Below are 22,012 nucleotides of genomic sequence, written 5' to 3'. Positions count from 1 at the left end.
CTTCGATTAAACATGGAAATTCATATCATTAAATTACTAATACCTTTTAACCGCACCATTATTCTGAGCCCTAGTTTCAATTATATTACCACCCACCTCCGCCAGGGCCTCCCGAGCAACAGCCACTATATCTCGGGGACTGTCAGTAATGGCATAAATAGTGGGTCCAAAGGAGCTCATACCCACTCCCGGTGCACCGGCATCCCGGAGTAGCTGCATTATTTCCCCAATTACCGGGTTTTGCAGTTGATTCTCCACCTTCTTAAACCCAATACTCTGTATGCTGTTAATGGACTCCCCAAATCTATCCAGATCTTTTTCTAACACTGCCGGCATCATCTTCATCAAAAGAATATGTGAAAGTTGCTGCACCTCTTCTAAGGGTACCGGGCAATACTCCTGGAATATGTTAACTTCGGTTGGCCCGGAAACATTTTTTTCCACATGGGGGATGACCAGCACTACTTTCCAGTCCTGTGGAAAATCATACCTAGCCACAATAGGTGGGGGTGATGCAGTGGAGGCCGATGAAGGTAAAAAGCCTGGTTTTTCCCGTTGGTTGTGGCCAGCATCAACTATGAATCCACCTTTAGCAAATGATGCCACACCTATACCGGAGGTACCTCCTCTACCCACAATACGGGCAATCTGGGGTGCATCCAGTTGCTGTCCCGCTGAATCAGAGATGAGTTTACCTACAGCCAAGGATATTTGGGTGCCAGAACCCAATCCCGAATGAGATAGATAGGTTTCATGTACCGTGAAATCATATCCTCCCTCCAGATGGAGATGATCCATCATCCGACGTGCTGAAGTTTTTATTTTATCCTCATCATCAGCCCTAACTTTAGCTGATAAGTTTTCAGGGTTTTTAAATTCTACGGAAATTTCACCACTATTCTCCTTCATTTCCAGAACTAGTCCTGGTTTTTCCAGTGTAAGGCCTACACCACCATCGATCCGGCCCAGTGAGCCGTTTAGATCAATAAGGGTTAAGTGCAGCCGGGAGGGAGTTTCGATTATCAATTCTGCTACCACTTTATTTTATGCGTTTTTTGGGTAATCTATAGATTAACCGTTGTTTGTCGAATTTGGTTTTGGGTTGTTTTAATTAGTTATTGTTTCAGTGGTTTGGCAAATTTCTTCTCAATCTCTGAGCGATAAATTGCGTTCATGGAACAGAATGGGATTATACGTCCATCAGGAACTGCATAATGGATGACACACCTTTTAACCCTGTCCTGGTCAAAGTTCCATGGATCCATGAAGTGCATGCATGATATGAGTAAGGTTTTGTGGTGGAAATCTCCCAGAGCACTGTATGATCTTTCTTTGAAAACTTTGGTTAATATTCCTGTTAAATCCAGTGATTCTGGCTTTTTATCCCGGTCAATGGTTTTGGGAAGTTCCATGGTTGCTCGGCTCAAAACCTTGGCTTTGCCAATAATGCCTCCGTCTTTTATATCATCACTGCTGCGGGAGAGAAGATCGAAAAAGCGATCCACATCCACAAATCTGGTTATGGGTATGACTTCATCCCCATCAATGAAAACATAGGTGGCCGCACCACAGTGAGGGTGACAGGTAATGGCTATCTGTTCTTCACCTTCAATGGCTTCCACAAAGTCGGTGACTGGTATGACCGAAGATGCCGGGTAGAAATCATTACAGCCTATCTTACCCTCAGTCTGTTCTTCCACCAGTTTCTGGAATTTTGGTATGGTTATCCTCTGTTTTTCCACTTCATCGGCAGGTGTACGGCCGGCAAATGATACTGGCTGGAAATTGACTCCACGAATGATATCCAGGTTGTCAATGGCGAATTGTATTATATCCCCTACCTGGTCATCGTTGATTCCCTTAACCAGGGTGGGCACCAGGACAATTCCCAGATCTGCTTTACGGCAGTTTTCAATGGCTTCCAGTTTAGTGGGTAACAGGTTACGACCGCGGGCAGCAATGTATGGTTCTTCAGTTACTCCATCAAACTGGAGATAAACTGTGTTTAGGGAGGCATCCTTAAGTTTTTGAGCCAGTTCCGGATCTTTAGCCAGTTTAATTCCATTAGTGGCTATTTGAGTATGGCTGAATCCTTCTTCCTTGGCCAGTTTGACCAGTTCCACTAAATCCTTTCGTACCGTAGGTTCTCCACCCGCATACTGTATGGCGGGAGTGGAGACTGGTTGGTTGGCACGGAGATTCCGCAACATCTGCCTGATTTCTTCATAACTAGGTTCATATAAAGATTTAGAAACAGCTGCATTAGCAAAACAAATTGGACAACGAAGATTACAACGATTAGTAACATCAATAAGGCCTAGTATGGTTTGACTTTCATGTTCAGCGCAGAGACCGCAGTTCTGAGGGCATTCATCATCTATGGTGGTTCGGGGGTTTGAAATTCCTTCCCCGGGGTGATCATAGTTAGCGGCAAAACTGTACGCTTCTGAACCTTGCCAGTAAGTATTCTCAAATTCACCGTGCTCCGGGCACGTTTTCTTTATCATTATTTTTTCCTGGTCTTCAAAGACTTCTGCATCCACCACTCGAAGACATTCAGGACACAGGCTTTTCGTTTTCTTTATGACCATTATCTCACCTATTTAGTATTAATTTTCAGGTTATAAGTTAACTATTATCCTTAACAAACATCGGGTTTTGCCAACCAGCATAGTATTTATGGTTGAGCACATAACTATTATCCTGTTTTAAATCGGAGGTAAACTATGGACCCGAGTATTTTCAGTGTTTTGATTTTATCGGCTTATGCTATATATTTTATGTTGCCGGCTTATCTAGCCAACGCCAGCGCCCTTACCTTTGGGGGAGGAACACCTCTGGATCTGGGCCGATCCATGAATGACGGCCGCAGGATACTGGGAGATGGTGTCACCTGGAAGGGGACTATTATTGGTATCTTAATTGGGATGGCAGTGGGTCTTGTTCAGGGTGCTATTTCCGGTAATATAGTGCATGATCTGCTGATAATAGGAGATCCAGGTATAGCTAATCTTGTTCAAGGAACCATAACCAGCAACGCAGTACAGGGCATATTATTAGGCCTTGTATTGGGCAGTGGTGCCGTTATAGGGGACGCTTGTGGTAGTTTTATTAAGAGAAGATTTAAAGTGGAACGGGGCAGGCCAGTACCACTGATGGATCAGTTAGATTTTGTGGTAGGTGCCCTGGTATTCGCATCTTTAGTAGTAATGATTCCCTTAAGTTTAATCATCATAATAGTTGTGATAAGCGTCTTTTTACATTTAGGAACTAATATAATTGCTTATTTGCTGGGTTTAAAGAATGTTTGGTATTGATTACTGTCACACTGTTTGATAGAGATTCTAGTATTGATTAAATCCATTTTTATGAGGATATATTAGTTTAATATAATAATATACCGGCAAATAATTCTAACTCCACCATAAATCCCCCCCTTCTTTTTTTTAAAAGATTTTCTAGAATATGGATAATTCTGAAATATAAATCTTTCTCTTGGAGATTATAATTATTGGAATCTGGGATAAATATTAATTTGTGGCCTGGAGAACTTTGGAACTTGTACTGAACAGTTTATAGGTCATTATGCCTGCTTCCAGTTGGGTGTTCCATTCTGGAATTTCTAAGACAAACACCGGATATCCGGCATTGGTTAACGGCCGATCAATCTGGGATATGGAAGTGCTTTTCTCCCGAGTATTGGTTGATCCCGGGTAATAGTTGAATTCCGGGAGTAGCTGGTGTACTGCTTCGGCCAGGGACACGGATTTATCATCATGGGTGGGGGTGGCTAGGTAATATCCTTCACCATAACCCTGTTCATGATCATGACCAATGATCACCAGCTGGTAATCTGATTTTTTGATATCAGGGAGGGCATAACTCTCAACCAGGTCCTGCCCATTACTTCGGCCCTCATAGAAATCCTGTGGTTGGTCAGTTACGGTCACGTGATAATCTACTATTTCCACATTGTTTAGCAGGGCGAAGACCTTAATCACCTGGGGCACCAGATTAGTGGAAAGGTTTTCCCGGGGGTGCATACCAGTGATCACCGCAATTTTCACCGTAGAGTTACCATAATGGGAATAAACATCTTTGGTAACATATCCCTGTTCATCAGTCCCCAGGATAGAGTGTTGGCCAGAATTAAGGAAGAAATAACCGGCGGCTAATACCAATATTACAACCACAAGTAGTGAACTCTTCTTCATAGAATCATAATCCCCATAAATTTACAATTTCAAATCCAGTACCGATGGAACACAGTACTGATAATAATTATCTTTAATGACACTATTTACTTCTACAGTGACATTATTTACCAGATTCGGTAAATTGGTGCATGAGCAAGGCAGTTCCCACTGCGGGGGCAACCACACAATCTTCTGTGGTGAGTATATCCTCCATGGTACGGACGGGTAATCCCAGTAGTTCCGCAGCTTTGCGTCCAATAACATTCATTCCCAGACCAGTGGTAATTACCATTTCCAGGTTTTCTCTTTGGTGGACCTGTTCCAGTGCTTCCGCCACTTGTTCCACCTGTTTCTGGTGGATGTACCGGGCCATCTGGATCACATCATCCTCACTCAAAAGATCCAGATCTCCACAAACCACCCGGGATAACCTTAACAGTGAATCTTCCCGGGAGTTACCACTCCCATCGGGTGTTTCGGAAGTGTAATCCTCTCTGGTGATATTTCCCAGGACCAGATGCACATCAGCGGTCACGGCGAAGAGTTCTGAGGCGGTGCGTACCCATTCATCCTTTAATGGAACTTTATCCACAATGGTGGCCACGTTGGTACGGAGGGTTCCGGTGTATACCAATTCCCCGGTGGCCAGCCTCTGGAGGTCGGTTCTTCCCTTAGCACATTCAGTTCCATTTTTAATGGGAATTATGTCCGTAGTTGTACTCCCGGTGTCGATAAAAATGCAATCTGGTGCCATGTAAGCGGCCAGTGGGGCGGTGGCAATCCAGTTAGCTGCGGCCAGTTCTAAAGGTTCCTTTAAAACTGTTTCATAATTCACCATACCCTGCAAACTCACAAAAGCAACTGGAAGGTTAAATGTGTCCATTACCATCCTGCTGATGTCCCGGACTCCTTCACTCTTGTTCTGATAGCTATCCGCAAGTTCAGCCGTCATGGAAACACCAACTGCATCAATATCATCAATATCATCGCCTAAAAGCTCCAGGAGGGTTAGAGAAAGTTCATCCTTCCGGGACCACATGGGCAGATAGCGAAAATCCGTTTTAATACCGGTAATATTGCCTTTTTCATCAAAGTCAACCACGGCCAAATCAGTATTGGCGCCTCCAATATCAAATCCCGCAATCTTCAATTAATCACCTTTAAATGGAGACGGTTATCTTTTTTCTGAATTTCTATCTCTCTTTCCAGTACGAATTTGCCGGGTAGTTCCCCGTGGACTACGGCATTTACTACGGCTTCTCCCAGATTGAAGTTCAGCATGTTGCGCAGGGCAACGTAGGGGGTGGTTATTCTGGAGTTAATTTCCACCAGATGCACTTCCTCTTCACCCAGGATCAGGTCCACACCTATGTAGCCCTTCAAACCATTTATCGATTCCACTGCAGTTTTAGCAACAGATATAGCTTCATTCTCCATTGGGTGAGATAGGGGAACTTTTCCCCCATTATAATCCATTATACCATCCTGGTGACTTATGTTCTGCTGGTTCAAGCTGAGTGGTAGGGCTTCTTTGCCATTGCTGATAAGGCTCACACTGGCACTGGTTCCTTCCACATAATCCTGCATCAGGAAGTAAGGGAGACTGCTTACTGCCCTTACCCTGGTTGCAGCATCCTTAAATGATGTTTCTGAATCCACTACCTGCACTGCTGAACAGGAAACTCCGTCGGCGGGTTTAACCACTTTGTTGTGGGAAATATTTCGGGCATGAAGTTCAACCTCATCCCAGGGGATTCTATAGGTGGGTATGGTGGGAACCTTGTCTTTAAGGAGGTTATAGGTAAGATATTTATCTGAACAGATACGGACTGCATCAGAATCGGAGCCTATAACTCGAACACCGTTTTTTTCAATTAGCCGTGTTAATCCGCACAGGATGAAATCTTCTTCAGGTGCTACCGGTAGGCAGTAATCAAAATTTGAGATATTAGACGATATCCAATCCTCAACAGTTTCTCCGATTATTATTGGTTGGCATTCGCTGCCTTCAATGGCATCAATGTGTTTAGAGATCAGATAACTGGCCGGAATACATTCCAGGTCACAGGTAAGACCGCGAAGCATTGCCTTGCCTTCTGCAGTTAAAGCCGGGTCCTTAATACCCATTGCACTGGCATACTCGAATACTAGGAGGTTCAAGATCTTCCCACTCCTTTAAATATCACACCGTTCTCCTGGAAGGTATCTTTATCTAGAATAGGTCGTGTGCATATTATTAAACCGTTTTTAATCATTTCGGGTTTAATATCCCGGTAAAGGTCATGGTCAGTTACCAGGATCACACAATCAGTATCCAGGGCAGTGTCCATATCCACCGGTTGCACCCCCCATGGTTTGATTATTTCAGGAGATACATAAGGGTCGTTAACAACCACTTCTGCGCCCTGGTTCAACAATTGCTCAATTAAAGGTTTGGCCGGTGTTTCTCGGGCATCGGCAACATTCCCCTTGTAAGCAACACCCAAAACTCCGATTTTAGATCCCTGAATAGTTTTACCCATATCTTCCAGGGCTTGCTGGGCGATTCTAACGACTTCACGGGGCATTTCCTCATTAACCTGTCGGGACGTCTTTATGAGAGGTGTTTCCCTCCCTCTTTGCCGGGCAATTTCCACCAGGAAGTAGGGGTCTATGGATAGGCAGTGCCCTCCCACACCTGGTCCCGGGGTGTGTATGTTCACCCGGGGGTGGTGGTTGGCGGCCCGGATAGCTTCAATAACATCCACCCCTAAAGTATCACAAATTAAGGCCAATTCATTAGCCAGGGCTATATTGGTATCCCGGTAGGTATTTTCCATAAGTTTAACCATTTCAGCCGTCACCAGGTCCTGTACCATTATGATCTCTCCCTCAGTGATTCTTTGGTAGAGTGAAGCTGCCCTTCGGGTACTCTCAGAGTCTATTCCCCCTATTACCCTGGCATTATGGGTCATTTCAAATATTGTATTGTTGGGGAGGGCCCTTTCTGGAGTGTAAGCTACTTTAAAATCTTTCCCGGCTTTAAGGCCACTTTTTTCCAGTATAGGAATAACCATATTCTCACAGGTACCAGGAGGTACTGTGCTTTCAATTATGACCAGATCTCCTTCCTTTAAACCTTCCATAATTGATTGGGATGCAGATATGACTGCCGAGAGATCAGATTCTTTATGTTCATCCACGGGGGTGGGAACGATGATCATTATGGTGCGAACCTCTTGCACTGCGCTCAGAGAGTCCGTGGTGGCAGACAAACAGTTATTTTCCACTGTTTCCTTTACCATTTCCTCCAGACCAGGTTCCATAATTGGAGATTGGCCGGAATTAACCATTTCGACGGTTTTGTTGTTAATATCGATTCCCACCACTTTAAGGCCACTTTTCGCCAGTAATGCAGCGGTGGGAAGTCCCATGTGACCTAAACCGAATATTGCTATGGGTGAATTTTCTTCAATCATTGATTCTAATCCCCTGTAAATGGTTTTTTTTATCTGTTAGATTAAGGTGATAAGTTATATTTTAACTGGCCAGTTACTACCAGTCTCTACTTTTTTAAATGGAATTTTAGGTATTTCACTTCCATCGTTATAGTTTCCACAGGTATTAACTAATTAATGAAGCACGACCAGAGTTTAAACTTTTAATAAGGATATACTGGTTGTATAATTCTTCGAGCCTTCATGACTCGCTTAGAAGTCCCAATAAATCAATTAAATTTATTTAATTAATGGAAAACTACTTTGCCATGAAAAATTCATGCAAATTCTAATATCCTTACAGATCATTGATGATCTTCTTATATTAGGGTAATGGTGATCTTCTTATATATTCGGGGTAATTATATGTATTGTTTTCCCTGAAATAGTTAAAAAAAGTGGAAAAGATAATTAAAACTCATCCGACGAAAAACGGGTGACCACCAATGTTTTACCATTTAACTGGAGGTTTGAAGAAGGGAACACTGGTTTATCTTTATCAAACACCATGTTTATTACATAATTGGAGTTTTTTTCTTCAAACTCAGCCACAGTTATCTCTTCCGTTACCAGGAGTAACTCCTTAACTCGAGTGCTGGCAACTTGTTCCGGGGGTTTAATTTCCAGTTTACCCTGAGTATAGGCGTTCAGAATAGCATCAACGATCTGTTTTGAGGCTGTACCATCTCCATAGGGGTTGGGTGCTTCTTTCATGCCCCGGTACAGATCTTCATCTTCCAATATTTTAGACACACTTTCCAGTATCTTTTCTGTACGGGAACCCACCAGGATGTTACCTCCTGCTTCCACAGTTTCGGGACGTTCGGTGTTGTACCGGAGGGTGAGGCAGGGCACATCCAGGGTGATGGCTTCCTCTTGAATTCCACCGGAATCAGTCATCAGTAATTTAGAATTGGATTCCAGGATCAGGAAGTCCAGATAACCAATAGGCTTGATCATCTTAATGTGGGGGGCCTCTTCCAGTAGGGAGTACATTCCAAAGTTTTTTAAGGTTTTCACTGTACGGGGGTGTACGGGGAAAACAATGGTAAGACCTTTAATTTTGAGTAGAGCTTCCACTATGTTCTCCAACCTTTGCCGGTCATCAACGTTCTCCGCACGGTGTAAGGTTAAGGAAAGGAGGTCTCCTTCCAGTTCCAGTTGGGACATGATCCGGGAGTTCTTTGCCGCGATTTTGAGGTTTCGGTAACAGGCATCCACCACAGTGTTGCCGGTGATGAATATGTCTTCCCGGTTTATTCCCTCGAATAAGAGATTCAGGGCAGTTTCTTCGGTGGGTACAAAGAAAAGGCTGGTGCAGACATCGGCCACCATACGATTTATCTCTTCGGGCATGGTTTTATCATAGGAACGTAAGCCTGCTTCCACATGCCCCACTGGTATGTGTAATTTAGCTGCTACCAGGGCTCCGGCTAAAACTGCATTGGTATCACCCTGAACCAGGACTATATCTGGTTTTTCATTAACCAGAACTTCTTCAATGCCCTCCATCATGACTGCAGTCTGTTTTCCATGGGAATCTGAACCAACTCCAATGTTGTAATCTGGTTCCCGGAGTTCCAGGTCCAGGAAAAACTGCTGGGACATCTCATAGTCGTAGTGTTGACCAGTGTGTATGAGAATATAATCTATGCCCCTTTTATCCACTTCGTCAATTAGCGGGGACATTTTAATAATTTCAGGCCGGGTGCCTATTATAAATGCTATCTTCATCTAAATCCACCAATCATCAGGCAATTAACATATTTATCCAGTTCTATTAAGTTTATTCAGTTTTATCAGTTTAATGAATATAGATGAGATTTAATTCATTAATAAAGATTCCACCGAATTTCATGAAAAATATCAGTGATTAACCAAAAAAATCAACGAATCCCTGACATAGCCAATTGCGTATCCTGTGGTTTTACATGGTTACATTCTTAAAAAAATGTCGGAAAATAGGGATAAATGAGATAAAAAAAATTATAAGGATAAAATAAGGATTCTTGAATTAATTCTTGACTTTCCTCTAAAAAAAAGTTTATATCCTTCCAAATTACCTAAAAATTGTTGGTTGATCGTTTTCTCTGGGCACGGTAGTCATCCATTATCTTTAAAAGTTTATTCCGGTCTTCTCTTTTCTTTTCTTCTTCCTGGTTCTTTTTCCACTTGGAAATTTGCCTTTCCAGATCCCGCGAACGAATCACCGCAAAATCATCAGCCATTTCCAGGTGCACTGCATCACGTTCTATCAGGGGAACCATGTTCCTTTCGAATTCTTCCCGGGCCTGATGTGACATTTTATCTGTGGTTAAAACTGCCTTTACCCCTATATCAACCAGTAATGATGCAGTTTGAGAACCTCCCCCTTCTGAACTTTTTAAGAACACCACATCGTCCTTTTTAATGTTCCAAGAAGTGGTGGCTTCTCTTATGGAATCTTTGGAGAATGATTTTATGATTTTAACCGGTGTTGCTTCCTGGGAAAGTTCCATGGCCCTTATACGCTTTATGGATCCCAGTTGATTCTCTAATTCTTCCCTCAACCCTTTTTCCCTGTTGTATTTCTCCTGGATACCCTTGATAATGGAGTTTTTAGTGGTAATTTCCCTCTGTTGCATTATGTTCTGGGAGTACTGGTACTGTAATCTTTCAATTTTATTTTCCAGCTGGGACAGTTCTTGCTGGTACTTGTGGATATCCTGACTTAACCGGTTATTTTTCTTTTTTAAATTCATTATCTGTTTTTTTTGAAATTTTATCTTGTTTCGTAACTCCATAACCAGGTTAGGAATATGGGCAGTTTCAGAATCTAAGGAAATTCCTGGAACCTCCTCTTTATTTTCCATCCCTGATATTGTCGATTCTTTTCCGGGCTCCAGGTCACCGGGTTTCAATTTTTCCAGGGTGGCATTGATGGCTTTGGTAATGGGAACTTCATTTATAACCATGATTTTAACATTATCAACCAGTTCTAAGGGTAATCCTAGATCTATTGCTTTTTTTTCTATTTGTTCCAGTTTTTTCTGGTAATTTTTGTATCCCTGGATTGCCGCAGCCAGTGCATCCCTTTCATGAGCATTTTGAGGTGCCAGAACCGGTGCTGTGTCCCGGGATCGGCGTGATCTATCCCCGTAAACATAGTCATCCAACATCTCGTTTTTGGCATTAACCGCCAGATCCCGGTATGGTGCGTATATCCTCGAATTAAGAGCTGTTGCCATCTTTTTAACCAGTTTAGGTGGTTGATGAACATCAGTGGCAATTAAAACTGCTCTACCAAAACTAATGATGTGTTTGGTTATTTCTGCACGGGAAACTTCCTTAAAACTGTCCACACCCAGTATATGTCCCTGCAGATCAAGAATAGCCACACCAACGGTCATTCCGGGATCAAGGCCTACAATGATCCCCCTTTGACTTTTCGGGTTGATGGGGTGACCATTAGCGTCTAAAATAAGTTTTTGTTTAAAATTATGAGGGTATCGGTGAACCAGAAGATTTCCTCCTTTCCATTCATTAGTCTGGAAAATTCACTCCCAATTGCTATAGTTTATATCTTTTGTTACTATTTATTGTTTCCCTTGCCCTTCACTCAGATTAGGTAGGGGCGTGTTAAATTTAGTTATGATTTAAAAAAAAATATAATCAATGCATAAAACTTTTTATTTTCTATCTAAAGTAAGTATCATCTCTTTTGTGGCAGCAACCATCTTTTGATGGTTAAAACATTCCTTATTCAGGGTCTGAATAAAGCGGAACCTGGCATAGTTATCCTCTTTAAAGTCCACACCCTGGTAGGAAACATCCATTAAAATAAGGCTTTCCGGGGCCAGAGGTGTTATTGCTGCCGGTTGACTGGGATCAAGGAACCTTTGAACATCTTCCACTTCCAGTTCTCCTTTTCCCACACTCAGGAGGACAGCCACCATCTTGCGGACCATGTTCCACAGGAAACTCTCACCCACCACATCCACCAGGTAAACCTGGCCATGGGGTGTTATCTGAACGCTGTCCACGGTTCGCAAGGGGTTTCGTTCGCTTCTCCTTGAAAAATTACCATAATTATGGGTTCCTTCCATTAAATAGGCTGCTTCCTGCATTTTTCCCACAGCCCAAGCATCCTTCACTTCCCGGCACAGGACATAGCGGTAGTGGCGTTTATAGGCGTATCGCGCCTTGAAACCAGGAGGAACCCGGCTGGATCCTAAAATACGTATGTCCTGAGGGAGGAGATCGTTTATTTGATTTATTATAGGGTCATTTTCCGTGTTAAAAGACACCACATTCCCCAGGGCATGAACCCCACGGTCTGTGCGCCCGGCCAGGGAGTAATTAGATTGTCCGAAATTTTTTATGACTCCCGATTCCTCCAGGGCACTTAGAAGTTCGCCTTCCACTGTACGCAGGTTTGGTTGTCTCTGGAATCCATAAAAATCCGTTCCAAGATAAGCAATTTTTAAGGCCACCCTAATCATAGCATCTTACTCCCCATTACTGGTTGGAAATCATCCCCTGTGAATATAAAAAAAATTTTATTTGGAATATTTCTAGCTTTTGAATATTTTTAAGAGAGTTCATTATAAAGGATAATTAATTTTAAGGATAATTAATTATTCTTCCATCACTATATTGTTTACATTGGTATTCATCCCATTAACGTATATACCCTGTAAAGACGATGGATAATACAATTAATAACTAACTAAAAAGGTGATTTTCATGATATCAAAACGTACCATTTATATAATTTAATTTTTATACAATTTTACATGAACGTGGAAGAAGAAACTATATTCAAGGAATTTTGTCGTGATAGAAGTCTAGCAGTTGGTTCTGTTAAATTATACAGATTGGCATTAGATAAATACACAGATTTCCATGGGATGTCTTTAGAACAGTTAGTTAATGAAGCTGAAGATGAAGAAGATAATATCCCACGTTTGAGAAAGAGAACATTAATTAAACGTTTATCCGAATTTAAAGAACATTTAGATAATGGAAAATTATCACAAAATTACGTTAATCATCAATTATCATTAGTTAGATCTTTTTATGGTGAATTTGATATCCAATTACCTAAAACCCGCAGGAGAAAAACACGTAGCGATAGAAAAGAAGAAACCATTGAAGATCTACCAACAATGGAAGAGATAAATAAATGTCTTGATAAATCAAACACTGCATACAAAGCTATTATTTTATTGATGCTCTCCTCTGGTATGTCAAGATCTGAAGTAGCTTCCTTAACATTTAAACATTTTTATGATGGCATTCCATTGAAAAGATTACCTAAAAATTTAGGAGAACTGATTGATAAATTAGAAAATGAGGAAAATCTAATTGTTTACTGGAGAATAAATAGAGTTAAAACCGGTAAACGTTATTTTACATTTAGTAGTCCAGAAGCTTCAGATCGGATTTTAGACTACTTAACAGAACTTCATAGAGAATATCCTGATTATAATCCTCAACCTGAGGACACCTTTTTTAGACCATTTAATATTCCTATAAATCCAGAATCTGTTTCACAATATTTCAAACGGATTAATAAAAGGGCAGGGTTAATTAAAGGTAAACATGGTCTAACTGTAAGACCTCATGCACTTAGGAAACTTTTCGCAACTATCCTTGAAAAAAACAAATTTCCCCATTTGTATACCCGGTGGTTAATGGGTCATAGTGTAGATGGTACAACTGCTTCCTATTTCAAAGCAGACCCTGAAGCTGTTAAACAGGAGTATATAACTATTTTAGATCACATAACGACGAATAAAGTGGAAATTAAAATAGTAAACCAATATGAAGATCTTAAACAGGATGTTGCTGAAATTAAGAATGAAAGTGCATTCAGTATAGATTTAGTTAGTAAATTACTTAATATGACTAATATTGAAGTATTTAAGCAGGAATATCCTGATTTAAGTCCAGAAGAATTAGAAATAAAGTACAATGAAGAAAGGGCAGAATTAATTAAACAAACACAAAAACTAAAGGAAAAAATGGATAAGATGGAGAATAATATCAAGATAAAAGATAAAATACAATAAATAATCTTAAGTGTAACTGTTAGTTATCTTATTCTTCTTCCCTTCTTTAGTATATCATGTTTAGTTCTATGATTCATCTAAAAAATTTTAGAAAATGATGTCAGAAAAAAACCAAAACCTAAATGAACAAACATACAATTTAGTGTAAAAATTCACGTTTCTACCCCTGTGTGGGAAAAGTTTTCGAGTAAACTTTTTTACCCCCTTTTAGTAAAGTACTAAGTAAAGTATTTTAAAGGAGTTCAAGAGCTTATTTTTTAAAAAGTCAATTTTTTAATCAAACTAATCGAGTAAATGAGCGATAAGTTAGATGGTTATAGGGAAAAGAAGGATAAATAAGAAGTTATAAGCGATAAAAGGTCTAACTTGGGGGTCAGAATTTTTTTTAAGTAAAGTCCTAAGCACGTAGAAGTCTTATTTTTAAAAAATAATCCATTAAAACAATATTCTTATCAAGATTTTGTTACGTTTTAACCCTAGAAATCACTAGAATAATAACAACAAGGTAAAAAAGTATTATATTTCAATTGTAAAAAATTGCTTGAACAAAATATTAAATATATGCCAAATATCTAAATAATGTTTACAAATATTAAAGATATACTAAATTTTATACTAATTCTAAAATGTGTATTTGATAACAGCAGAGGCGACATTGAAATCAAAATATAAACAATAATCTATAACCTCTTAGATTATAGCTATTTTAGGTAGGGGTAATTGGGATTTTTTCGGTGGTGGTGGGGGTTTTTCCTATGATAAAGCCAGAATGTCAAAAAAATTATAAACCATTTTTCCCATTATGGACTTCGTAATATATAGATATGACGAAGTTTAATAAATCTATATAAAATATTTAAAAAACTTTTATAAAGTACCAAAAATAGATCTAATGGTACAGGTGAAACAATGGCAGAACCTAAGAAAAGAGGAAGACCTAAAGTAAAAGAACCAATGGAACAGATAACTATCAAATTACCTCCTAAGATGTTAGAAGAATTAAGGGAACTATCCGGAGAAAGTTATAATCCTATGAGTTTCCTTATACGCCAAGCCATAGCAGAATATTTAAAAAAAAGTCGATAAAATGATCAGCTTTTATAATATTTGAATACTAAAGATAGTGATATAAAGTTTTATCTGCTAAAATGGGGTGTTTAATATTATACATGATAATATTGAATCTTTGCCTCCTCTTAGAATTAAAAAAATGAGATATCACAAAAATTCAGAAGAGGACTTTAAGGTCAAAAAATTGATTGACTCCAAATTACTTCTAGATCGGGAATTTTATGATTTATATTCTAAAATAAGTCAAAAATCTAAAGAATTATCAATCTGTTTTGATCATCTACCTGATCTTAAGGATGCTCCTGATAAAAAATTAATGTCCTTTTTTTCTCCTGAAAATATAATATTTCAAAAATTTATGAAGCTTTCTCTTGATAAAATATCAAATGAAAAACTAATCGACTCAATGGAAAAAGAACTTAAAAGAAGTTATGCCAAAGAACGAAGACTTAAAAATGAAATTCAAGAATGTGAAAAATTAATTAATACTTCTAATCCTCCGGTTCGCATCCCAGAACACTTAGATTCAATAAAAAAAAATTACAAAACTCTAAAAAATGAAATTAAAGATAAAAATGAAAAAATAAATGAAATGATTGATTCTCAAGAAGAAATAAATAACTCCTTAAAAAGAATAGTTCAAATCGTTTTTAAAGGAATTTATAAGGATATGGAAAGTATTTCTGATGAAATCCAAAATGAAATAACTCATTTTGACAAAAACAAAGATTTCATCGAACTTTTATCAAATACTACGCTTTTTTATTGTTCTAAATGTTATAGACCCGTTTCTTTCAGGAAATTCCATATAATTTCATGTAACTGCGGTGAAGAAATAAATGATGTTTCAAAAACTAAGAGAATGATCTTTTATCATTTCAATGAAAATCTTGTTAATTTTATTGAGGGAAATAAGTGGCTAGAATTTGGTGTCGATCATCTCTTAAAAAGAAAAAATTACCAAACGTTAGTTGGATACCATGTGTTAGGTCATTCAGGTGTAGAACATGAGATTGATAATATTGCAGAATCTAGTAAAACACGCTTTTTTTGCGAATGTAAAAATAAATCAAAATTAACTCCAAACGACATTTTTATTTTTAGTGGTAAGATGCTTGATGTTGGATGTACTAAAGGCTATATATTCACAACAGCAAAAGAGGAGAAGGTAAATATTAACACAAAGAATCTTGCGAGATCAAGAAACATAAAAATAATTACAGATGTGTTAAACAAACAGACAGATACGCTCCTTAAAGAAATCCAAGAACCCGATGCATAATAAAATATAAAGTCGGTTAAATTATCAAATTTAAGTTGCTGTTTATACATCATCTTTGATATTGTGGTAAATAGAATTATGGATTTTTTGTTATTTAGATTTCCATTTTTATTTTTACAATTAAATTTTTATTTCCAATTTAGAAATACTGAACAATTAGGGAATACAATTTTGTACTTCAGAACATTAAAAAACAGATAGTGAGTTATAGAGATATTCGGAATTATTTAATGATCTATTAGAAAAAAAGATTCATTAGAAGATGAATAGGAAAAAAATTATCCAGTAACATTTAATTAAGTCGGTAAGAAATGAAAAAAATTTACCTATTTAATTCGTCATTCAAACTAAGAATATCATAGATATGGAACTATTAATGTTGTTTTCATTATGTTAAGTTCTCTAGAATGATTTAACATCATTTTTTTCCATTGCAAGAGTTACATAAATTTTTTAATTATCTTTTATTTTAGTTATTTCCTGATTTAATCAAATTTATCTATTAAGATTAGTTTTGAACATCCTTTATCTATTAATCATTAAGTATGTGGATGAAGTAGTTCAAATTCTAACTTTTTTTTAAATACCTATTGTTTAATTACAATAACCATTAAAAAAAATAGAATGATACCATCATACCTATATTTTAATGACACCTTTGTTTAATTTAATTGAAGTTATTCAGATGATCATCTCCCCATCATAATTAAACTGAATATGATCTGTAAGATATTTATCAGGTATTCTAAGTATTATGTCCTTTTTATATCGGGGTTTAAATAAGTCCATAGGTGGTTTGAGTATTTCAGGTTTAACTAATTCAGGTGATTCTTGACATATCTTTAATGCACGTGTTATCTTGTGATTTAAAAATGTACCATCTTTTCTCAAGTTTATTTGATGAGTATATCCCCCTTTTTTTAGTATTTCGTTTAATATACCTATTACTTGATGTCTAAGTTGTTCTGCCGGAACTAAATAAGCTTTATCCAGTATATACTTTGATTCTAATTCATCATCATATTGCAAGTAGAGAAAATAATCTGTTCTATTATTATCACCCAATAATTGGTTATTCCCATAAAATTTTTCCATGTAACTTTTAGGAACTTTCTTATTCTTCAAACGTGCCTTATTATATTTTTTAAAGTCAAGCCTCGAATAATAATCCATTTTATCTTGATCAGTATCCCTGTGTTTATGTTCATAAGCTTTATATCCTCGATATGGCATTAATTTGACATAAACTGAATCTGACCCCCCATCAAAATTATTGGATTTATAATCAATAGTATAACATATATCATCCCATCTACCTTTCTTTAGTTGTTTGAGTTTAAATGGATCATCTTTGGGTATTTTGCTTAGATAAATAACATCATCTACCCCATTATCTGTTCCATCAAGTAAGTATTCTAATCCTCCTGAAAACAAATCATCATTGTTATTTAAGGTTTTAATAGGATTATAACCGTATTTCCAAAATATTTGTTTACCTAAACTATTAGCTTTAGTTTCTTGGTTACCAAAATCATCTTGTATTCCCTGGGTAGGCTCGTTAAGATCTATATTATAAATTGCCATTTTTTTCCTCCAACATAAGGTTTTATGAAAAAAATGAAACGTTTCGTAAATGTCTAAAAGAAATTGAACCTGAATTAGTAATCAATTTTTAATGATGCATAGGATTAAAATAATAGAATCAATAACAAAATATCATACTTAATTTGTGGTTTGATTCTTATGGTGGAAAATAGTCTTTTCAATCAGCCTTTAATGAACCGTTATCTTAAGAAATACAAAAAAGAACTTAAATTAACTCATACAAAGAAAACCGATGTTATAAAGTGGATAAAAAAGTTAGAAAACGGTGAATTAAAGGATGAAGTATCTAATTATGGTCTTTTTTCACGTTTGATCCTGGAATCATTATTAGGTTATGACTATGAAGAAAACATTGAAGAAAATGTAAAAGAAGACTATGGAAGGGGATTTAGTGAATTTGCCATGAAAAAAGATGGTAAAAAATTCATGGTCATAGAGTTAAAAGGATCTGATACTGATTTAGACAAACCACAACAACGTAAAAATGATAAGAGAACACCAGTAGATCAAGCTTTTGATTATGCTAAACGTTCCGGAGATATAAACTGGATACTAGTATCCAACTACGATGAATTTAGGCTATACAATTGGCATAAAAAACAACATCAGTATATATCTTTCAAAGCTGAAGAACTAAAAGACCCTGAAACATTCAAATCATTCATGCTAGTTCTATCTAAGTTCTCCACCATAGAGAACAATTTAATAGAAAAATTGGTATCTAAAACTATTTTTGTAGAAAGAGATTTGGAAGCTGAATTTTACAAACTCTTCAATGAAACCAGATTAATGTTAATAGCTGAAATAGAGCATATACATCCAGAATTCACAAGAGATCAATCTGTTCATTATTCACAACTAATACTTAACCGATATATTTTCATTTGTTTTGCTGAAGACCTGGGGTTACTACCTGAAGAAATATCAGTTGGAACAATAGAAACACCTATAAAAAATGAAAATTTAGGGCGTTCAGAGATATGGCATAGGCTAAACGGTCTTTTTTTGGATGTAAATGAAGGTAGTGATCTTAAAAAAGAAAAGATCTATGGATATAACGGTGGGCTTTTCAAAAAGGATCTGGAATTTTTAAATATAAGAGATGTTATTGACGATCATAGTATTTTCCAAGATGCTTATCAAAAATGGAAATTTGAAGAATACTCTTTAATCGTAGAAGCGAAACTAGGTCGATATAGTGGGAAAATAAATCCCATTTACAAAAATTTAATGACCATATCCACCTTTAATTTTTCATCTGAAGTAGATGTAAACATACTAGGACACATATTTGAAAACTCCATAGGAGATATAGAAGAACTAAAAGCAGATGAAAAGGGCAGAAGGAAAAAAGATGGAATCTTCTATACTCCCGAATACATTACTGATTATATCTGCCGTAACACTATAATTCCTTATCTCAGTAAGTCGGGAAAATCTAACACAGTAAAAAGCTTAATGGATGAATACTGGGGATCAGAAATCGAAGAACTATATGAGAAAGTAAAAAATATTAAAATAGTGGATCCTGCCTGTGGAAGTGGAGCATTCCTAAACAAAGCAAGTGATATACTCCTAGAAATTCATCAAGCCATCCATAAAGAACAGTATAAAGAAGATAAAACATTAATGCCCTATTTTGATAACATCAAAGAAAGAAGAAAGATTCTTTTAAACAACATCTACGGAGTAGACCTAAACGAAGAATCTGTAGAAATAACAAAACTATCACTATTTTTAAAAGTATGTAGGAAGGGTTTAAAGCTCCCTAACCTAGATAACAATATTAAATGTGGAAATTCATTAATAGATGACCCTAAATATACTGATAAACCATTTAGATGGGAAAAAGAATACACAGAAATCTGTTCATCCGGTGGGTTTGATATAGTAATAGGAAACCCTCCTTATGTTAGACAGGAGAAAATTAAAGAGATAAAACCCTATCTTAAAAAAAATTATAAAGTTTATACTGGTGTAGCAGATCTTTTTGTTTATTTTTTTGAAAAAGGTCTTAATCTACTTAAAGATAGTGGGATGTTTGCTTTTATCTGTTCTGATAGATTTACTAACACCAACTATGGCCAAAAAACTCGTAAATTAATTCTTGACAATGAATTTAAAGAATATATCTACCATTCTGAAAATACATTTGAATCTGCTGTTGTTCTTTCATGCACTACGATCATAAAAAAAGGTAAACCTTCTAACGATAACAAAATCCGCATTAACAACGAATTTGAAATCCAACAAAATAAGTTAGATGATGGGTTCTGGAGTTTTGAAAAACCTGAAATAATGAGATTAAGAGAAAAAATTGAAAAACAGAGCATAGAACTACAAAATATCCCTAATTTAAAGATTTATTCAGGAATTAAAACTGGTTTGAATAAAGCATTTATGATTGATCTAAATACGAGAAATAAACTAATTCAACAAGATTTTAAAAATAACGAAATTATTAAACCATTACTCCGTGGGATAGATATTCAACGATGGAAGATGGAATACAGTGATAGGTATATAATTTTATCAAAAAGTGGTATGGAATTAGAAAATTCATATCCTTCATTATTTGATTTCATGAAAAATAATGAAATTAAATTAAAAGATAGGTCGGATCAAGGAGAATTTTGGTATAATTTGAGAGATTGTGCATATTATGATAAATTTGAGAAAGAAAAAATCATTTGGACTGAAATGACTCCGAAACCATCCTTTTTAATAGATAAAGAAAAATATTTCTTGTTAAATACAAGTTATATGTTAATAATTGATAATGAAAACTTTAATTTAAATTATGTTACTGCTTTATTAAATTCTAATTTGCTTTTTTGGATATTTTTAAAGATGAGCCCAAAGTTATATGGGCAAAGGTTAAGATTTATTCATCAATATGTCAAAAAACTCCCAATATACCCTGCTAATCCTGAAAAACAACAGCCCCTAATTAATGCTACTGAAAAAATATTAAATAAAAATAATGAACTTCAAAAAGAGATTAATAGTTTTAAACATTGGATTCAAAAGGAGTTCAATGTCGAAAAATTATCTAAAAAACTTAACAAATACTATGAATTATCTAAGGATGAATTTATTGATGAATTACATAAAAAAAAGGTTGATACTAAATCGAGAAAGAACAGAGAATATTTAGAACGTGAATTTGATGATAGTTTAAACATAATTAATCCTTTATTAGATACGATTAAAAAAATTGATAATGAGATTGATCTAATGGTTTATGAATTATATGGTTTAAATAAAGATGAAATCCAGATAATAGAGGATAGTTTGAAAAAAATGGATTAATCTGCTTCAATTGTACTGCTAATTAATTTGGTATGTTCTATACCTTTCAGTTTCATTATTTTCTCAGTAAGATCCCTTAGGTATTCAATATCTCCTTTAACTACTATTACTTCTAAACACTGATTTACATTTAAATAAATGTTTAAAACTGAATTAATGTATTTCCTAAAGTTATGTTGGATGTCTGTTAAATTTTCCAGGGCATTTGGAGAATTTTGATTATAAATTACTGATATAACTCCTATTTTTTCCCCTTCCATTTCTTTCATCCATTTGTACCTGATGATGTAATCTTTTAGGGCATCTCTTATTCCTTTAGATCTTGATGGATATTTCCTATCCTCTAGGACTTCATCAAGTTCTCCTAGGAGTTTTTTAGTTAATGACATGCTAATCCTAATCATATTCTTCACCATTATAATAATTTAATTAATATATTTATTATAATATTGTATGTTAGGATTTAATGAAGTTGAATAGGTGATAAATTATGGAAACTAAAAAAGATGACTTCCTTGCTAAATTTGATAGAATGCTAGAAACTGGAGAAATAATGAGATTTAGAGATGTTAAGCGTTATTTTGGTAAGTTTACAGGTAAAATGGTTAAACCATTAGAAGATGATCTAAATTATAAAAAATTCAGGAAGGGAGATATTGTAGTAATTTTTAATGCTGAAGAATATTTAAAGTACAGAAAGGGGTATGAGTTTCTTAGCAGAGATATTAAGGATTCTTTAAAGGAATTTAAATAGATTATATTTCTTTTATTATAGTGTCCATAAACTGTTTAAATGTAATATTATAAGATATACAGATAGGAAGTGTATTAGTTGTGGAGAGAAGAATTAACAGAAATCCTATTTTCTAGTGATCCTTCTAAATTAAACATTAAAAAAGCTATAAATTTGAAATATGAAAATACTCCGTCTTCTTTGTATAAGTATAAGGATTTTGATGATAAAGGATATTCATTAAAGTTATTAAAAAATGGCTTTGTAGAAACCCTTTTTTTTAG

Annotated in this window: 18 protein-coding genes; 7 read left to right on the top strand and 11 right to left on the bottom strand. The window is 36.2% G+C overall.

The annotated features are described in order from the left end of the window. Positions 1-36: 36 nt before the first annotated feature. Both QC759_RS09175 and tes read right to left on the bottom strand, forming a co-directional pair. Positions 37-1,026, bottom strand: a complete 990-nt coding sequence (locus tag QC759_RS09175) for a beta-ribofuranosylaminobenzene 5'-phosphate synthase (protein ID WP_048073534.1) — start codon at positions 1,024-1,026, stop codon at positions 37-39. 89 nt (positions 1,027-1,115) lie between these two features. Beyond that, positions 1,116-2,591, bottom strand: coding sequence for a tetraether lipid synthase Tes (gene tes, locus QC759_RS09170; RefSeq protein ID WP_048073535.1), 1,476 nt, complete (start codon positions 2,589-2,591; stop codon positions 1,116-1,118). 135 nt (positions 2,592-2,726) lie between these two features. Between tes and QC759_RS09165 the strand changes: the two genes are divergently transcribed. Further along, positions 2,727-3,317, top strand: coding sequence for a CDP-2,3-bis-(O-geranylgeranyl)-sn-glycerol synthase (locus QC759_RS09165; RefSeq protein ID WP_048073536.1), 591 nt, complete (start codon positions 2,727-2,729; stop codon positions 3,315-3,317). Positions 3,318-3,530: 213 nt separating this feature from the next. Here the strand turns inward: QC759_RS09165 and QC759_RS09160 are convergent, their stop codons facing one another. The 7 genes from QC759_RS09160 to truA all read right to left on the bottom strand — a co-directional run bounded on the left by QC759_RS09160 (position 3,531) and on the right by truA (position 12,153). Further along, the gene (locus tag QC759_RS09160; RefSeq protein ID WP_048073537.1) at positions 3,531-4,214 is read right to left on the bottom strand and encodes a hypothetical protein; all 684 of its coding nucleotides are present in this window, start codon (positions 4,212-4,214) and stop codon (positions 3,531-3,533) included. A gap of 103 nt (positions 4,215-4,317) precedes the next feature. Continuing rightward, a complete protein-coding gene (locus QC759_RS09155; RefSeq protein ID WP_048073538.1) occupies positions 4,318-5,346 on the bottom strand; it encodes a hydantoinase/oxoprolinase family protein in 1,029 nt (342 codons plus the stop codon). After that, positions 5,343-6,356 (bottom strand): ATP-grasp domain-containing protein, encoded by a 1,014-nt coding sequence (locus QC759_RS09150; RefSeq protein ID WP_048073539.1) that lies wholly within the window; start codon positions 6,354-6,356, stop codon positions 5,343-5,345. Before QC759_RS09150 ends, QC759_RS09155 begins: the two co-directional genes overlap by 4 nt. Beyond that, entirely contained in the window at positions 6,353-7,654 is a 1,302-nt protein-coding gene (locus QC759_RS09145) for a nucleotide sugar dehydrogenase (RefSeq protein ID WP_048073540.1), read from the bottom strand. The genes QC759_RS09150 and QC759_RS09145 overlap by 4 nt, the downstream gene beginning before the upstream one ends. Before the next feature lie 429 nt (positions 7,655-8,083). Beyond that, positions 8,084-9,406: a non-hydrolyzing UDP-N-acetylglucosamine 2-epimerase gene (gene wecB, locus QC759_RS09140; protein ID WP_048073541.1), complete on the bottom strand. Its 1,323-nt coding sequence runs from the start codon at positions 9,404-9,406 to the stop codon at positions 8,084-8,086. A 329-nt stretch (positions 9,407-9,735) separates the two neighbouring features. Continuing rightward, positions 9,736-11,109 (bottom strand): DUF460 domain-containing protein, encoded by a 1,374-nt coding sequence (locus tag QC759_RS09135; RefSeq protein WP_082055731.1) that lies wholly within the window; start codon positions 11,107-11,109, stop codon positions 9,736-9,738. 231 nt (positions 11,110-11,340) lie between these two features. Next, positions 11,341-12,153 carry a tRNA pseudouridine(38-40) synthase TruA gene (truA, locus tag QC759_RS09130; RefSeq protein ID WP_048073543.1) on the bottom strand — a complete coding sequence of 271 codons (813 nt, stop codon included), beginning with the start codon at positions 12,151-12,153 and terminating at the stop codon, positions 11,341-11,343. A 294-nt stretch (positions 12,154-12,447) separates the two neighbouring features. Between truA and QC759_RS09125 the strand changes: the two genes are divergently transcribed. From QC759_RS09125 to QC759_RS09115, 3 genes are all read left to right on the top strand, one after another. Beyond that, positions 12,448-13,725 carry a tyrosine-type recombinase/integrase gene (locus tag QC759_RS09125; protein ID WP_048073544.1) on the top strand — a complete coding sequence of 426 codons (1,278 nt, stop codon included), beginning with the start codon at positions 12,448-12,450 and terminating at the stop codon, positions 13,723-13,725. Between the two features lie 909 nt (positions 13,726-14,634). Next, positions 14,635-14,811 (top strand): ribbon-helix-helix domain-containing protein, encoded by a 177-nt coding sequence (locus QC759_RS09120; protein WP_082055732.1) that lies wholly within the window; start codon positions 14,635-14,637, stop codon positions 14,809-14,811. A gap of 124 nt (positions 14,812-14,935) precedes the next feature. Beyond that, on the top strand, positions 14,936-16,078 hold the full coding sequence (locus tag QC759_RS09115) for a PDDEXK family nuclease (protein WP_144405548.1): 1,143 nt from the start codon (positions 14,936-14,938) through the stop codon (positions 16,076-16,078). Positions 16,079-16,759: 681 nt separating this feature from the next. Here the strand turns inward: QC759_RS09115 and QC759_RS09110 are convergent. Then, the gene (locus QC759_RS09110; protein WP_048073546.1) at positions 16,760-17,662 is read right to left on the bottom strand and encodes a hypothetical protein; all 903 of its coding nucleotides are present in this window, start codon (positions 17,660-17,662) and stop codon (positions 16,760-16,762) included. A gap of 159 nt (positions 17,663-17,821) precedes the next feature. On the opposite strand from QC759_RS09110, the gene QC759_RS09105 reads away from it, so the two are divergent. Beyond that, the gene (locus QC759_RS09105) at positions 17,822-20,995 is read left to right on the top strand and encodes an Eco57I restriction-modification methylase domain-containing protein (RefSeq protein WP_052660017.1); all 3,174 of its coding nucleotides are present in this window, start codon (positions 17,822-17,824) and stop codon (positions 20,993-20,995) included. Here the strand turns inward: QC759_RS09105 and nikR are convergent. Beyond that, positions 20,992-21,399 (bottom strand): nickel-responsive transcriptional regulator NikR, encoded by a 408-nt coding sequence (nikR, locus tag QC759_RS09100; protein WP_048073547.1) that lies wholly within the window; start codon positions 21,397-21,399, stop codon positions 20,992-20,994. The genes QC759_RS09105 and nikR overlap by 4 nt on opposite strands. Positions 21,400-21,485: 86 nt before the next feature. On the opposite strand from nikR, the gene QC759_RS09095 reads away from it, so the two are divergent. Both QC759_RS09095 and QC759_RS09090 read left to right on the top strand, forming a co-directional pair. Further along, a complete protein-coding gene (locus QC759_RS09095) occupies positions 21,486-21,749 on the top strand; it encodes a hypothetical protein (RefSeq protein ID WP_048073548.1) in 264 nt (87 codons plus the stop codon). Positions 21,750-21,827: 78 nt separating this feature from the next. Next, positions 21,828-22,012: hypothetical protein (locus tag QC759_RS09090; protein WP_279845588.1), on the top strand; the 185-nt coding region annotated here is incomplete at its 3' end.

It is taken from the genome of Methanobacterium formicicum (assembly GCF_029848115.1).
GTDB lineage: Archaea > Methanobacteriota > Methanobacteria > Methanobacteriales > Methanobacteriaceae > Methanobacterium > Methanobacterium formicicum.
This window is presented reverse-complemented; position numbering and strand designations above follow the sequence as displayed.